The organism is Pseudomonas sp. SA195 (assembly GCF_054131565.1).
On record NZ_CP096392.1, the window covers coordinates 2,852,898 to 2,866,904 of the forward strand.

Sequence of the window (14,007 nt, forward strand, 5' to 3'; positions counted from 1 at the left end):
GGCGGGGTTTGCGAAAACGTAATGAATGATGAATCGTCTAGGACAGCCGCGAGAAGCGGACAGCAGCCGAAGCAGCGCTTCGTGTGTTGCAGTACCTGAACGCAGGCTGGGTTTCAGCCGGCGCGTACTATACCGGAAACTGTGAAGCTGTGCGCGCATTTTGTCTTGAGGGTTAGGTTTGCAGCCGCTCTGGCACAAGGCGTGGAGGAAACAAAGCCGATTCGCCTCATATCGCCGCTTTGCCGCAAGCCCTTGTCGGTAGAAGCCGCTCGCTTTGGCGCCGCTCGCTAATCAGCTCGCTGGGCGAATCGCCTCGATGAGCGAGTCCAATGTATAGCCCAGGCGCGGGGCAAGGTTGGCGGCGCGCTGGCGCAGGGCAACGAGGTCTAACCCCTGATCCAGGTCGGCAGGCACGAACAGTACGACATTGCCCTCCTTCACCGGGCATTCCCAGTAGTGCCGATGGAACAGCCCACGCAGTAGCGCGGCTCCCAGCGGTTTGTCCTGATCGGTCCCCCATTGGTTGATCACCAGCCAGCCGCCAGGATTGAGTTTCTGCTGGCAGCACTCGAGAAACTGCCAGGCAAGATGGGCCGGTGCTGGCCCGGTATCGGTGTAGAGGTCAACGAAAATAAGGTCCGCGGGCTCGGCCGATCCGAGCAGATCAACCGCGTCCCCTATGCGGATGAACAGCCGCGGATCGTCCTGCAGGCCCAAATAGCGCATGGCGAGCTCAGGCACGTCGGGCCGCAGCTCGATGGCTTCAACGTCTTCGAGGGGCAGGAATTCGAGGCAGGCTTGGGTCAGGGTACCGGCACCAAGCCCGAGGAACAGCGCCGTTTCGGGCGCCTCGTGCAACAAGCCGCCCATCAGCATGGCGCGGGTATAGTCATATTCCAGCCAGCTGGGATCGCGGGTAAAGACGCAGCTCTGCTCTACCGCCGCACCGAATTCCAGAAAGCGGTAGTCACCGACTTCCAACACCCGGATCAGGCCGAACGCATCGCTCACCTCGGCTAGCACTACTTCCTGCTTTTCCATACACACTCTCTCAGGGCTTGGCGGCATCTTAACAGCCGATTGGCAAGGACTATCAGCGGCACCCCAGCGCATCAGGTAAAATTCGCGCCACTTCAATGCGCACGGAAACGAACGAATGAGCCAGGCCTGGAGCCCTTCGAGCTGGAGAAGCAAGCCCATCGAGCAGCAACCGGTCTACCCGGACGCGGACCACCTTGGGCGAATCGAAACGACCTTGGCGGGCCTCCCACCACTGGTGTTTGCTGGGGAAGCACGTGAGCTGCGCCGCCAGTTCGCCGAGGTGACCCAGCGTCGAGCCTTCTTGCTGCAAGGCGGTGACTGCGCGGAAAGCTTTGCTGAATTCTCTGCACCAAAGATCCGCGATACGTTCAAGGTGCTGCTCCAGATGGCCGTGGTGATGACGTTTGCCGCCGGCTGCCCAGTGGTCAAGGTCGGTCGAATGGCCGGACAGTTCGCCAAGCCACGCTCGTCCGGCAACGAGACCATTGATGGTGTCACCCTGCCCGCATACCGCGGCGATATCGTCAACGGCATCGGTTTTGACGAGAAAAGCCGTGTCCCTGACCCGGAACGCTTGCTGCAGGCGTACCACCAGTCGACTGCAAGCCTGAACCTGTTACGCGCGTTCGCCCAAGGCGGTTTCGCCGATTTGCACCAAGTCCATCAGTGGAACCTGGATTTCATCGCCAACTCGCAAATGGCTGAAAAGTATCACCAGCTTGGCGAGCGCATCGACCAGGCGCTGCGCTTCATGCGTGCCTGCGGAATGGACAATGCGGCACAAGTGCGCGAGACCAGCTTCTTCACGGCGCACGAAGCGCTGTTGCTCAACTATGAACAGGCGTTCGTTCGCCAAGACAGCCTCAGCGGTGGCTGGTACGACTGCTCGGCGCATATGCTCTGGATCGGCGACCGGACCCGTCAGCTCGACGGCGCGCATGTGGAATTTCTGCGCGGCGTCGGCAACCCGATTGGCGTCAAGGTCGGCCCGAGCATGCAAGACGAGGAGCTGATCCGACTGATCGACATCCTTAACCCCGACAATGACCCGGGCCGCCTGAACCTCATCGTGCGCATGGGAGCGGACAAGGTCGAAGCGGGTCTGCCGCGCCTCATCCGCACCGTACAGGCCGAAGGCCGCGAGGTGCTGTGGAGCTCGGATCCGATGCATGGCAACACCATGAAGGCGTCCAGCGGCTACAAGACGCGCGACTTCGCAAAGGTGCTCGCCGAGGTCCGTCAATTCTTCGAGGTACATCGTGCAGAAGGGAGCTATCCGGGCGGCATCCACATCGAGATGACCGGGCAGAATGTCACCGAATGCATTGGCGGCGCCCGCCCGATTACCGAGGATGGCCTTTCTGATCGATACCACACCCACTGCGATCCGCGCCTGAACGCCGACCAGTCGCTGGAACTGGCCTTCATGATTGCCGAGACGCTCAAGCAGGTTCGCCCGGACTGATTCGTAGCCGGCCTTCTGAACGAAACGAAACCGCGCCGCTCCTGTCCCCCTGATAGGAACAGCGTCGTTTCGCGCCGCTCGAGGAGGCCCGCATGACCGATTCATCTTCGCAAAGCAAAGGCGCTACGCTCGCTGCCTGGATCGGGCTGGCCCTGGGCCCGCTTCTGCTGCTCATATGCCTGCTAACCGACCCGCCGGCGGGCCTGTCGCAAAAGGCCTGGCTGACGGTTGGGCTTGCGGCGCTGATGGCAGTCTGGTGGTCGACTGAAGCCATACCCATTCCAGCGACCTCGCTGCTGCCAATCTTGCTCATCCCGCTGCTGGGGATCGACACCCTGGCCAAAGCCACCGCCCCCTATGCCAATCCAACGATATTCCTGTTCCTGGGTGGCTTCCTGCTTGGCCTGGCCATGCAACGCTGGAATCTCCACCGACGCATCGCGTTGGCGACATTGCTTGCGGTGGGTAATCAGCCCAGCCGCCAAATCGCCGGGTTCATGATCGCGACCGCATTCATCAGCATGTGGGTGAGCAACACCGCCACCAGCATCATGATGTTGCCAATCGGCCTGTCGGTAATTGGCTTGCTCGTGGCGGGCAGCGACGAGCGCGAGGGTGGCCGCTTCGCCATTGCGCTACTTCTGGGCATCGCCTACGCCGCAAGCGTCGGCGGTATCGCCACGCTGATCGGCACGCCGCCCAACGCGTTGCTCGCAGCTTTCATGAGGGAGAACTACGACGTCGAGATCGGGTTCGGTCAGTGGATGCTGCTAGGCCTGCCCTTGAGCATCGGCATGCTGGTGTTTATCTGGTGGTCGCTGACCCGTCGCGGCTTCAAGCTGGCTGGTGGCGATACGCAAGCGTTGCTGGAGCGGGAACTGTCAGAACTGGGGCCGATGGCCCGCGCAGAAAAGCTCGTTGGCGTGGTCTTCGTGCTGGCGGCGCTCGCGTGGATATTCCAGCCATTTCTTGCCGAGTACGTGGAAGGGCTGAACGACACCAGCATTGCCATGGCAGCGGCGATCACGCTTTTCCTGATTCCGGTTAACCTGCGTGAGCGCATTTTCCTGCTGGACTGGGCGCAGGCGAACAAGGCCCCATGGGGTGTATTGCTGCTCTTTGGTGGCGGCCTTTCGCTCGCGGGGGTAATAGGCGCCTCGGGTCTGGCCGAGTGGATCGCCGAAAGCCTTGGCGGCTTCGGCGCGCTGCCGCTGGTGCTGATGATCGGGCTGGTCGTGGCAGTGATCATCTTCTTGACCGAGATTACCTCCAACACCGCCACCGCAGCCGCCTTCCTGCCGCTACTCGGCGCTCTGGCCGTCGCCCAAGGGCTCGAGCCGGAAATGCTGGCGATACCGGCTGCTGTCGCGGCTAGCTGCGCCTTCATGATGCCGGTCGCAACGCCGCCGAATGCCATCGTCTTCGGCACCGGCCAGCTGCCAATACAGGCGATGATCAAGGCCGGTTTCGTCCTCAACCTGTTCGGCGTCTTGCTGGTGACGCTGGTCTGCTATCTGCTGGTTGGCTGGATTTGGGCAGGTTGAAGCCTACCGAAACGAAAAAGCCCAGCATTGAGCTGGGCTTTTCTGTCCTACTAAGGCTGAGAGATCAAGCCTTGACGCGGGACTTGTATTCGCCGGTGCGGGTATCGATTTCGATCGAGTCCCCGATTTCGCAGAAGGCGGAAACCTGCAGTTCGGCACCGTTCTTCAGGCGGGCAGTCTTCATCACCTTGCCGGACGTGTCGCCACGGACGGACGGTTCGGTGTAGACGATTTCACGGACGATGGTGGTCGGCAGCTCGACGGAGATCACCTTGTCGTTGTAAAAGACGGCTTCGCAGACGTCGGTCATGCCGTCTTCGATGAAGGTCATCACGCCTTCGAGATCGTCCTTTTCAATTTCGTACTGGTTGAACTCGCTGTCCATGAAAACATACAGCGGATCGGCAAAGTAGGAATAGGTCACTTCCTTGCGCTCAAGAATGACCGGCTCGAGTTTGTCATCGGCCTTGTACACGGTCTCGGTCGCCGAACCGTTGAGCAGGTTCTTCAACTTCATCTTGACCACGGCACTGTTACGACCGGACTTGTTGAACTCGGCTTTCTGGATGACCCAGGGTGCGCCGTTGATGATGGCCACCTGGCCGGCACGGAACTCTTGTGCGGTTTTCATACGAATATCCGAATGGAATTGGGGACAAAAAACAGGCGCGTATCATAGGGGCTGATCGCGTATCGTCGCAAGCCGCGATGGCCGCATGCCGTCGCCAGTGGTGAGCAGCCTCGGTTGCCGGCGAAACGAATCCCGCCAAGCTCGCTAGACCGGAGCCGCGGACAACCAGTTGGCATGAAACAACATTAATTTCCCAGCCAGATCACCATTGGCGACTTGCTGATGCGTCCAGCGCTCGGCATGTACGCGCAGCGCTGCCTCGTGCTCGAGCAACGCCCGCCAGGCGTCGCCGCTGCCCGCTCCGTCGTTCCATGCCTGCCAGAACGCGCGCAACGCTGTGGCGGGCTCCGACGCGAGGTCCCGCAGATAGAGGTCGAGAAACGCGTTGAGCTTGTCCCAATGTGCGTCTTCTTCCTGCGGATAGATATGCCAGACCAGCGGGCGGCCAGCCCATTGCGCGCGAATGAAGGATTCCTCGCCACGTACCGCATTGAAGTCGCAACTCCAAAGCAGCAAGTCGTACTGGTTTTGCGTCAGGAATGGCAGCACAGCAAGCTGCAGGGCGCCCCGCTCAAACCGATCGCCTGCCTGAATTCGTTCGAGACGCAGCCAACCCGCGATCTCGCCCAGCACCCGCCCCTCCGGCACCAGCAACAGGGTCGACCGCGAGTCGGCTGCTAGTGCGTCAAGCCATCCAGCGACCGCCTCGTTCTCATACGCAAACAGCGACACCAGCCGCGCCCCTGGCACCGGGTCTACATCCACACTCTGCAGGAAGGCGTCTCGCAGGAACCGATCGTGCTGAAAGGCCTCGCGCCGCGCCATTAGGTCGCCCTCGCGAATCAGCCCGCCGGTTCCCTGCTCGAACCCTGGAAAGAAGAAGTACTTCTGCAGGGCATCGGCCTGCATCGACGGCAACGCATGGCAGCCGACGACCCAATCTTCGGCACTGAGGTATTCCAGGTTGAGCCAGAGAATCCGGTGGCCGCTCTGGCTCATTGCATGGATGTACGGCTCAGGTAACTGGCAGGCGAACGCTTCGATGACGATCTCTGCCGGCTCGGCACCCGGCCAGGTGCTGGGCCAATGGCGGACGTCGACACCCTCATGCCACTGTTGCTCGGCCGATGCGCTCGTGCCCGGGCACAATTGGGCAAAGGTATGCAGGTCATCCACCCACAGGCGAACCTGCTGGCCGTACTCGGCGACCAACTGGCGAGCCAGGCGCCACGTCACGCCAATGTCGCCGTAGTTATCCACCACGACACAGAAAATGTCCCAACGGGTGCTGCTCGACAAAGGGGTTCTCCCGGCTATTGGAGATGGACGGTGGGCACACCGGCGTAGCATAGAAACGACGGGCACCGTCTCCACACCATCGCGCATGCAAACGGCATCAGCTGCCCTAGCGGAAGGCTCGGCATGCGGAACAAGAAATTAGGAGGGACTATATAAAAGCAGGATAACGCATTTCGTCATGGAGGCAGCCCTACCAGCCACACCCCGGCACACAATGTCACCGCTGCGGCTGCTTCCTTCCGGACCTGACCGGGTTCACGGCTGATCGTTGCGAGGGGACCGATAGGACCACCATGACGACACCCGCCTGGCGGCGAGCGGCGCCATTGTACCCGCTTATTCCCAAGTTACAACCCGCCCTTATATAGCGTGCTGCGCGCAACGCCTCGATTTCACGCGCGCCGCCGCCACCCTTGATGTATGCGCTGTAGAGCGGACCCGCGGACGACGCTGTGCCGCCCGTCAGCCAAACCCGCAAAGGCGCAGCCGTTCATGAATTGGCACAACGAACCCCTAGGCAAACGCCCAGGTCTGTTTAAGGATAAGGAGCGAATCAGCAAACACCGTCGCCGGATCGACGGTTGCCCTATCGAACGAAACGGCGCGGTGGTAGTGCGCGGAGGCGCACGGCGCTATCGAAGAGGTAAGCATGAACGAAGCTCCCATCGCCATTATTGGCGCCGGTATCGCCGGGCTATCGGCGGCGCAGGCGCTGCAGGCTGCCGGCCAGCGCGTGCAACTGTTCGACAAGAGCCGAGGACCGGGCGGGCGCATGTCCAGCAAGCGCAGCGAGGTTGGAAGCCTCGATATGGGTGCGCAATATTTCACCGCGCGGGACCGTCGCTTCAGCGAAGCCGTCCAGCACTGGCAGGTGCAGGGGTGGGTCGACGCCTGGTCGCCCAACCTCTACCAGGCCCGCAACGGGCAGCTTTCCCCCTCAACCGATGAACAGGTTCGCTGGGTAGGCACATCCCGTATGAGTGCCATCGCCCGCGGGCTGATCGGCGAAATACCCGCAGTCTATGGGTGCCGCATTACAGAAGTGTTTCGGGGCGAGGCGTTTTGGACGCTAATCGATGCGGACGGCGGCAACCATGGCCCGTTCAGCCAGGTGGTCATTGCGCTGCCCGCCCCGCAAGCCAGCGCCCTGTTAGCTTCGGCACCCAAGCTGGCCGCGGTTGCTGCAAGCGTTTCGATGGAGCCTACCTGGTCTGTCGCCGTGGCTTTTAATTCTCCTCTCGACACACGAGTCGAAGCCTGCTTCGTACAGGACGACGCGCTCGATTGGCTGGCCCGCCATCGCAGCAAGCCAGGGCGCGACGACACGCTGGACACCTGGATCCTGCACGGCACCAGCGCCTGGAGCCGTCAACATTTAGATCAGCCCAAGGAGGCGATCATCGAACAGCTACTCGGCGCGTTCGCCGAGCTCATCGATTGTGTTGTGCCGGAAACGGCCTTTACCCTTGCCCATCGCTGGCTATATGCGCGCCCAGCGCAGAGCCATGAGTGGGGCGCATTGGCCGACGCAGGTCTGGGGCTATATGCCTGTGGAGACTGGTGCCTGTCGGGGCGCGTCGAAGGTGCCTGGCTTAGCGGGCAGGAGGCCGCGAGACGCCTGCTCGGCCAGCAGGAACTTTAAAAGCCGCGGGCAAATGGCTGCAGAACACTTTTGCCCGCCACGCTTCAGCGGAGGGGCCTTTCAGCCCAAGGCCGTGTCGAGAAACATCATCACAGCGAAGCCACCCATCAAACCCACCGTTGCAGCGGTCTGATGGCCGTTGCGGTGCGTTTCCGGGATCACTTCGTGGGAGACCACGAAAATCATTGCGCCAGCGGCGAGCCCAAGGCTAACCGGATAGGCAATCGCCAGCCCGCTCGACATCCCCAGCCCGACCACCGCACCGAGCGGCTCCATCAACCCAGATGCCGCCGCGACCAATACAGCCCTGCCGGCAGATAAACCGGTCGTACGCAATGCCAACGCTACCGCCAGGCCTTCTGGAATGTCCTGAATGGCAATGGCTGTCGTTAGCGGCAACCCAACATGCATGTCGCCATCGGCGAAGCTCACGCCGATCGCCATACCCTCAGGGATGTTATGAAGGATGATCGCAAAGACGAACAGCCACACCCGGCTCATGCGCTCGTGCTCGGGGCCGAACGCCCCGGCGCTTTCGTGTTCATGGGGGGTGAAGTAATCCAATCCGAGCATGAGCAGCACACCCAGCCCAAGCCCGACGACAACCGTAGCGGCGGCCGCCGGGCCGCTTCCAAGCTGATCGCGCGCTGCGGCCAAGCCGGGGAGAATCAAGGAAAAGGAACTGGCGGCGAGCATCATGCCGGCGGCAAAGCCCAGCATGCTGTCCTGCGTCTTGGTAGAGATATTGCGCAAAGCCATGGCCAGCAGCGCACCGAGAGCAGTGGCGGCAAACCCTGCCGTGCCGCCCAGGAGCGCATAGCGCAGATGGCTCTGATCGCCGTTATGAATGGCGCTATAGGCACTCGCCAGGAGCAGCGCGAGGACCACCAGCATGGTCGCCCCCAGCCCCATGGTAATGAAGGGTTTCGCCCGGGCATGAGCGAACCATGCGGAACGCAGCGTCGCTGCGGCGCTTTGACCAACTGCCATTGACACCCCCGACCAATCGAAATCGGCTGACACGCAACATGCTATTGCTTGGCACCCTGAACGGGTTCAACGCGTCGCCAATGGGTTGGACCGTGCGTAGCGTGACGAGTTTTCACGGCAAGAGAGGGCGGACGCCCAAAGCCTAGGTCAAGGGCAAGCACGCCTACGCCGCGCGCCAGCCAGCGCGGCGACCGAGACCGAAACCTACGGGCACAAAAAAAGCGACCCTAAGGTCGCTTTTTCGTGGCTTCTACAGATGAACCTAAGAAGCGAATTTGGAGCGGGAAACGAGACTCGAACTCGCGACCCCGACCTTGGCAAGGTCGTGCTCTACCAACTGAGCTATTCCCGCAAATATGGCGTCCCCTAGGGGACTCGAACCCCTGTTACCGCCGTGAAAGGGCGGTGTCCTAGGCCACTAGACGAAGGGGACGCTGCCCGGAAACTCCAGCTTCATTCCGGCTTGCAGTGTCTGCTGTTGGGCTTACGCTGCAAGTGGCGCGCATTCTATGGAGCGATCCAAGGGTCGTCAAGCATCGTGTCGAAAAAAATTAGCGATCGACCTCCTCGCGCTAACGAGCTATCAGCTTGCCATCCAACCCTCTACACTCGGTACGAAAAATCGCCCCCACTGTAGAGAGGTGTACGCAGTGTCCTCTGCCCTGATAGCTGGATTGGTCATCGCCGGCCTGTTCGTTCTGATTGCAATTGGGTACATCAACCAGCTCGTAGAGAAGGGCAACCTTGAAAAAGCGCGCAGGCGAGCGGAATTGGCGGATCGGATTCGTCGCTGCGCTGCCCTTTCGGATGGCTTCCCTGGGCAAATGATGACGCCCGCGCTCAAACTCATGCTCAGCCGCCTCGAGCTGAATCTTGCGCAACAGCTGCAATCTCTGGACAAGAAGAACGCCTCGCTGGCTGCGCGCATCGAGACCTTGCGTAACGAGTCGGCCATGGGCGACGGCATCCCGGTCACCAACGCGCCCACGAAGATCATTACCGAAGCCCAGGCGAAAGAGGTCCGCCTGCTGCTCGACGACCTGCAGGCCCTGGTGATATGGGCAGCCAAGCAACAACTGCTCGCAGCCGCACAAGCCAAGCACTGGCTGGCGGAGATTCAGCGAATGCTGGTCTCCCTTCATGTTGAATACTTCACAAATGCCGGCAAGCTGGCGTTGCAACAGGGTAATCCGCACAAGGCTCGTCTGGCGTTCGAACGCGGCCTGCAATACGTTCGCAAGCAGGCGAACCAGGCCGATTACCAGGTGCAGCGCAAGCAGCTTGAAGCGAACTATGCCTATGCCAACCAACTCGAACAGACGCAACATAAACCCGACCTCGAAGCGCCCAGCGAGCTGAGCGAAGGGCTCAAGGCATTCGAAACGGACGACGACTGGAAAAAGAACAACATCTATTGATACCGGCCAGCCCGCGACCCGGTACTGGGAGAAACCTCATGTCCATGACACTTTATGGCGCCCCGCTATCTCCATTCGTTCGCAAGGTACGTCTGTGTTTGCAGGAAAAAGGGCTCGACTACCAGCTCGAGATGGTCATGCCCTTTTCGCCACCCGAGTGGTATCTGCAGCTCAACCCGCTAGGCCGCATCCCCGCGTTCAAGGATGGCGACCTGACCATTGCCGACTCCAGCGTGATCTGCCAGTACCTGGAAGATGCCTACCCGGACACCGCCCGGCTATATGGCAACGATGCAGCCCAGCGCGCCCAGGTCCGGTGGCTCGAGAAGTATGCGGACTATGAACTGGCACCGCTTACCACCTTCACGGTGTTTCGAAACCGCATCCTCAAGCCCAGCAACGGTCATCCCTGCAACGAAGACAGCGTTCAGGCCGCACTGACAGAAAAGTTGCCACCCCACTTCGACTATCTGGAGAAACAGCTGGGTGAGCGCGCCTATTTCCTCGGCGATCAGCTATCGATTGCCGACCTGGCGGTGGCGTCGCAACTCTTGAACATGGAGCATGGAGGCGAGTCGCTCGATGCAGCACGCTGGCCATCGCTCGCTGCCCACTATGACCGAATCAGAAGCCTGGCATCCACCCAGAGTTTCTGGGCCTCGGAACAGCGTATGACCGCCAAGCTCGTGGACATGGGGAAGGCTCAGCCAGCCGGTAACTGAAGCGACAGCCGTGCCCCTGGACTCATAACAGCCGCTTGCCAACCCACTGGCGCGCGAATTGATAGGCGCAACGGCCGTTGCGATTGCCTCGGGCGGTCGCCCAGCGAATCGCCTCTTTTTCAACTTCCTCATCCCAACTCCAGCTCAGGCCGGACTGGTCACCCAGCGCGGCCACCCAATGCCGCACTACGTCCAGGTAATGCTCCTGACTGAAGGGATAGAACGACAGCCATAGACCAAAGCGGTCCGATAATGCGATTTTGTCTTCGACCGCCTCGTTCGGATGCAGCTCGCCATCCACCATTTGCCAGTTCTCGTTGTCACTCTGCCGCTCCGGAACCAGATGACGACGATTGGATGTCGCGTAAAGCAGCACGTTTTCCGGCGCGCGTTCGAGCGAACCGTCGAGTACGCTTTTCAGAACCCGGTAATCGCCCTCCCCCGCCTCAAAAGACAGGTCGTCGCAAAACACTACGAAATGCTGCGACAAGCCGATCAGTTGCTCGACTACCCGAGGCAGGTCGGCCAAATGGTCACGTTCGATTTCGATCAGGCGCAGGCCGGCCGGCGCATGTTCGGCAAGTAGCGCTCGGATCAGCGAGGATTTTCCTGTGCCGCGCGAACCCCACAACAGCACATGGTTGGCCGGCAGATCGGAGACGAACTGCCGGGTATTACTCGCCAGCAGCTCACGCTGGCGGTCGATGCCGATGAGGTCGTCCAAGCGAATATCCAGCGACACCGTCAGCGGCTGTAGATAGCCGCCCTGACCATCGCGGTGCCAACGCGCAGCCAGGCTGCGAGACCAATCGATGGCCGTACGTGGCGCCGGCAGCAGCGGTTCGAGGCGCGTCATCAGCATCTCGGCGCGCTGCAGAAAGGCTTTCAAATCGTTATCCATGGAAGGTTGGACCTGGTACTGAGAATGACCGAACGGCCGGGTCTAAAGATGGGCCTCGATTCGCGCGCGCAGCGCTTCAGGCTTGGTGCGCGTGGCGAAACGCTCGACCGAGCGCCCGTCCGCCGAAACGAGAAACTTAGTGAAATTCCACTTGATCGCCTTGCTGCCGAGCACACCCGGGGCACGCTTCTTCAGCTCGACGAACAAAGGATGCGCGTCGCCGCCGTTGACCTTCACCTTGGCGAACAGTGGAAAGCTGACGCCGTAGTTCCGCTCACAGAAGGCCGCAATTTCGGCTTCGCCGCCAGGCTCCTGACCGCCAAACTGGTCGCAGGGGAAGCCAAGCACGACCAGACCATGCTCGCGGTATTGTGTCCACAGTGCCTCGAGCCCCTTGTATTGAGGCGTGAATCCGCACTCGCTGGCAGTGTTCACCACAAGGTAAAGCGTGCCTGCGAACTCACCGAGGGACGTCGTTCGCCCTTCGATAGTGGTGCAGAGAATATCGAGCAATGGGTCATGCATGGACGAATCCTGCCTGGCGGGAACATTCAGGCATCGCGCGGTTTGAGGTCGAGCGAGGCGGAGTTGATGCAGTAACGAAGTCCGGTGGGCGCTGGACCGTCCGGAAAGACATGCCCAAGGTGCGCCTCGCAACGGGCGCAGCGAACCTCTATTCGATGCATGCCATGGCTGAAATCATCGAGGCTGGCAATGGCGGTATCGCTGACGGGCTGGAAATAGCTGGGCCAGCCGCAACCGGAATCGAACTTTGCGCCTGAGTCGAACAGCGGTGCGTCACAGCAGACGCAATGGTAGATGCCGGGTGTCTTGGTATCGTTGTACTTGCCGGTGTAAGGGCGCTCTGTCGCGCCCAGACGACAGACCTGAAACTGCTCGTCGGACAGCTCCTCACGCCAGGTTTCCAGCGGTTTCTCAAGCTTTTCCATCGGTACACCTCGGGCTCGTAAAAAGGCAACGCTGTACCTTTTCCGGTGATCGGGCCGCACGTATGATGCGGGGCTCTCAAGACGCCTAGTCTGGCAGTGGGATTGCAAGCTGCCAAGGCGCCCGGGTTCACGCCGCACGCCGCCTGCCGTCCAGCCATGCAGGCGCGTCATCACTTCGGGACACACAGGATCATGCAGGTCAGCAAATCGAACAAGCTCGCCAATGTCTGCTACGACATCCGCGGGCCCGTGCTCAAGCACGCCAAACGCCTGGAAGAGGAAGGCCATCGCATCCTCAAGCTGAATATTGGCAACCCGGCGCCGTTCGGTTTCGAAGCCCCTGAGGAAATCCTTCAGGACGTGATTCGCAACCTGCCGACCGCGCAGGGTTACAGCGACTCGAAGGGCCTGTTCAGCGCGCGCAAGGCCATCATGCAGTACTACCAGCAGAAGCAGGTGGACGGCGTGACGATCGAAGATATCTACCTCGGCAATGGCGTTTCCGAGTTGATCGTGATGTCGATGCAGGCACTACTCAACAACGGCGATGAGGTGCTTATCCCAGCCCCGGATTACCCGCTGTGGACTGCCGCGGTGAGCCTGGCCGGTGGCAAGCCGGTGCACTATCTCTGCGACGAACAGGCCAACTGGTGGCCCGACTTGGCCGATATCAAGGCCAAGATCACGCCGAATACCAAGGCGCTGGTACTGATCAACCCGAACAACCCGACCGGCGCCGTGTATCCGCGCGAAGTGCTCGAAGGCATGGTGGAGCTGGCGCGTCAGCACAAGCTGGTGCTGTTCTCCGATGAAATCTACGACAAGATCCTGTACGACGACGCCGTGCACGTCTGCACCGCCTCGCTGGCACCGGACGTCCTTTGCCTGACCTTCAACGGCCTGTCCAAATCCTACCGCGTCGCTGGCTTCCGCTCTGGCTGGGTGGTGATTACCGGGCCCAAGCACAAGGCCCAGAGTTACATCGAAGGCATCGACATCCTGGCCAACATGCGGTTGTGTGCCAACGTACCCTCGCAACACGCCATCCAGACCGCACTGGGGGGCTACCAGAGCATCAATGACCTGGTCCTTCCACCCGGCCGCCTGCTCGAGCAGCGCAACCGCACCTGGGAACTGCTCAACGATATTCCCGGCGTCAGTTGCGTGAAGCCCATGGGCGCGCTCTACGCCTTCCCGCGGATCGACCCGAAGATCTGCCCGATCCACAACGATGAAAAGTTCGTGCTCGACCTGCTGCTCTCGGAAAAGCTGCTGATCGTTCAAGGCACCGCGTTCAACTGGCCCTGGCCAGACCACTTTCGCGTGGTCACGCTGCCGCGCGTGGATGACCTCGAACAGGCGATCGGCCGCATCGGTAACTTCCTCAAGTCCTACAGCCAGTAA

Annotated in this window: 13 protein-coding genes, 2 tRNA genes and 1 other RNA gene; 6 read left to right on the forward strand and 10 right to left on the reverse strand. The window is 60.9% G+C overall.

The features are described from left to right. Positions 1-291 precede the first annotated feature (291 nt). Positions 292-1,041, reverse strand: coding sequence for a spermidine synthase (locus M1D78_RS13110; protein WP_437420445.1), 750 nt, complete (start codon positions 1,039-1,041; stop codon positions 292-294). A gap of 115 nt (positions 1,042-1,156) precedes the next feature. Here M1D78_RS13110 and M1D78_RS13115 point away from each other — a divergent pair, with 115 nt between their 5' ends. Continuing rightward, complete coding sequence (locus M1D78_RS13115) at positions 1,157-2,506, forward strand: class II 3-deoxy-7-phosphoheptulonate synthase (RefSeq protein WP_437420446.1); 1,350 nt, start codon at positions 1,157-1,159, stop codon at positions 2,504-2,506. 92 nt (positions 2,507-2,598) lie between these two features. After that, positions 2,599-4,050, forward strand: a complete 1,452-nt coding sequence (locus M1D78_RS13120) for an SLC13 family permease (protein ID WP_437420447.1) — start codon at positions 2,599-2,601, stop codon at positions 4,048-4,050. Positions 4,051-4,114: 64 nt separating this feature from the next. Here the strand turns inward: M1D78_RS13120 and efp are convergent, their stop codons facing one another. The 3 genes from efp to ffs form a co-directional block, all read right to left on the reverse strand. Next, positions 4,115-4,681: an elongation factor P gene (efp, locus tag M1D78_RS13125; RefSeq protein ID WP_120995165.1), complete on the reverse strand. Its 567-nt coding sequence runs from the start codon at positions 4,679-4,681 to the stop codon at positions 4,115-4,117. A gap of 144 nt (positions 4,682-4,825) precedes the next feature. Then, positions 4,826-5,980 carry an elongation factor P maturation arginine rhamnosyltransferase EarP gene (gene earP / locus M1D78_RS13130; RefSeq protein ID WP_437420448.1) on the reverse strand — a complete coding sequence of 385 codons (1,155 nt, stop codon included), beginning with the start codon at positions 5,978-5,980 and terminating at the stop codon, positions 4,826-4,828. A 188-nt stretch (positions 5,981-6,168) separates the two neighbouring features. After that, positions 6,169-6,265: signal recognition particle sRNA small type (ffs, locus tag M1D78_RS13135), an RNA gene on the reverse strand. A 364-nt stretch (positions 6,266-6,629) separates the two neighbouring features. On the opposite strand from ffs, the gene M1D78_RS13140 reads away from it, so the two are divergent. Next, positions 6,630-7,622: an NAD(P)/FAD-dependent oxidoreductase gene (locus tag M1D78_RS13140; protein ID WP_437420449.1), complete on the forward strand. Its 993-nt coding sequence runs from the start codon at positions 6,630-6,632 to the stop codon at positions 7,620-7,622. Between the two features lie 60 nt (positions 7,623-7,682). Here M1D78_RS13140 and M1D78_RS13145 read toward each other — a convergent pair whose 3' ends face one another. The 3 genes from M1D78_RS13145 to M1D78_RS13155 all read right to left on the reverse strand — a co-directional run bounded on the left by M1D78_RS13145 (position 7,683) and on the right by M1D78_RS13155 (position 9,045). Beyond that, positions 7,683-8,618, reverse strand: a complete 936-nt coding sequence (locus tag M1D78_RS13145) for a ZIP family metal transporter (RefSeq protein ID WP_437420450.1) — start codon at positions 8,616-8,618, stop codon at positions 7,683-7,685. 270 nt (positions 8,619-8,888) lie between these two features. Further along, positions 8,889-8,964 (reverse strand) — tRNA-Gly (locus M1D78_RS13150). 5 nt (positions 8,965-8,969) lie between these two features. Beyond that, a tRNA-Glu gene (locus M1D78_RS13155) sits at positions 8,970-9,045 on the reverse strand. 217 nt (positions 9,046-9,262) lie between these two features. Between M1D78_RS13155 and M1D78_RS13160 the strand changes: the two genes are divergently transcribed. Both M1D78_RS13160 and M1D78_RS13165 read left to right on the forward strand, forming a co-directional pair. Continuing rightward, entirely contained in the window at positions 9,263-10,030 is a 768-nt protein-coding gene (locus M1D78_RS13160) for a hypothetical protein (protein WP_437420451.1), read from the forward strand. A 38-nt stretch (positions 10,031-10,068) separates the two neighbouring features. Then, positions 10,069-10,752 (forward strand): glutathione S-transferase family protein, encoded by a 684-nt coding sequence (locus M1D78_RS13165; RefSeq protein ID WP_437420452.1) that lies wholly within the window; start codon positions 10,069-10,071, stop codon positions 10,750-10,752. A 22-nt stretch (positions 10,753-10,774) separates the two neighbouring features. On the opposite strand, the gene M1D78_RS13170 is transcribed toward M1D78_RS13165, so the two are convergent. From M1D78_RS13170 to msrB, 3 genes are read right to left on the reverse strand one after another with little or no spacing between them, the layout of a single operon-like run. Continuing rightward, the gene (locus M1D78_RS13170; protein ID WP_437420453.1) at positions 10,775-11,653 is read right to left on the reverse strand and encodes an ATP-binding protein; all 879 of its coding nucleotides are present in this window, start codon (positions 11,651-11,653) and stop codon (positions 10,775-10,777) included. A gap of 42 nt (positions 11,654-11,695) precedes the next feature. Continuing rightward, entirely contained in the window at positions 11,696-12,178 is a 483-nt protein-coding gene (locus tag M1D78_RS13175) for a glutathione peroxidase (protein WP_437420454.1), read from the reverse strand. A gap of 26 nt (positions 12,179-12,204) precedes the next feature. Continuing rightward, positions 12,205-12,603, reverse strand: coding sequence for a peptide-methionine (R)-S-oxide reductase MsrB (msrB, locus tag M1D78_RS13180; RefSeq protein ID WP_437420455.1), 399 nt, complete (start codon positions 12,601-12,603; stop codon positions 12,205-12,207). A 192-nt stretch (positions 12,604-12,795) separates the two neighbouring features. Between msrB and M1D78_RS13185 the strand changes: the two genes are divergently transcribed. Then, complete coding sequence (locus M1D78_RS13185; protein ID WP_437420456.1) at positions 12,796-14,007, forward strand: pyridoxal phosphate-dependent aminotransferase; 1,212 nt, start codon at positions 12,796-12,798, stop codon at positions 14,005-14,007.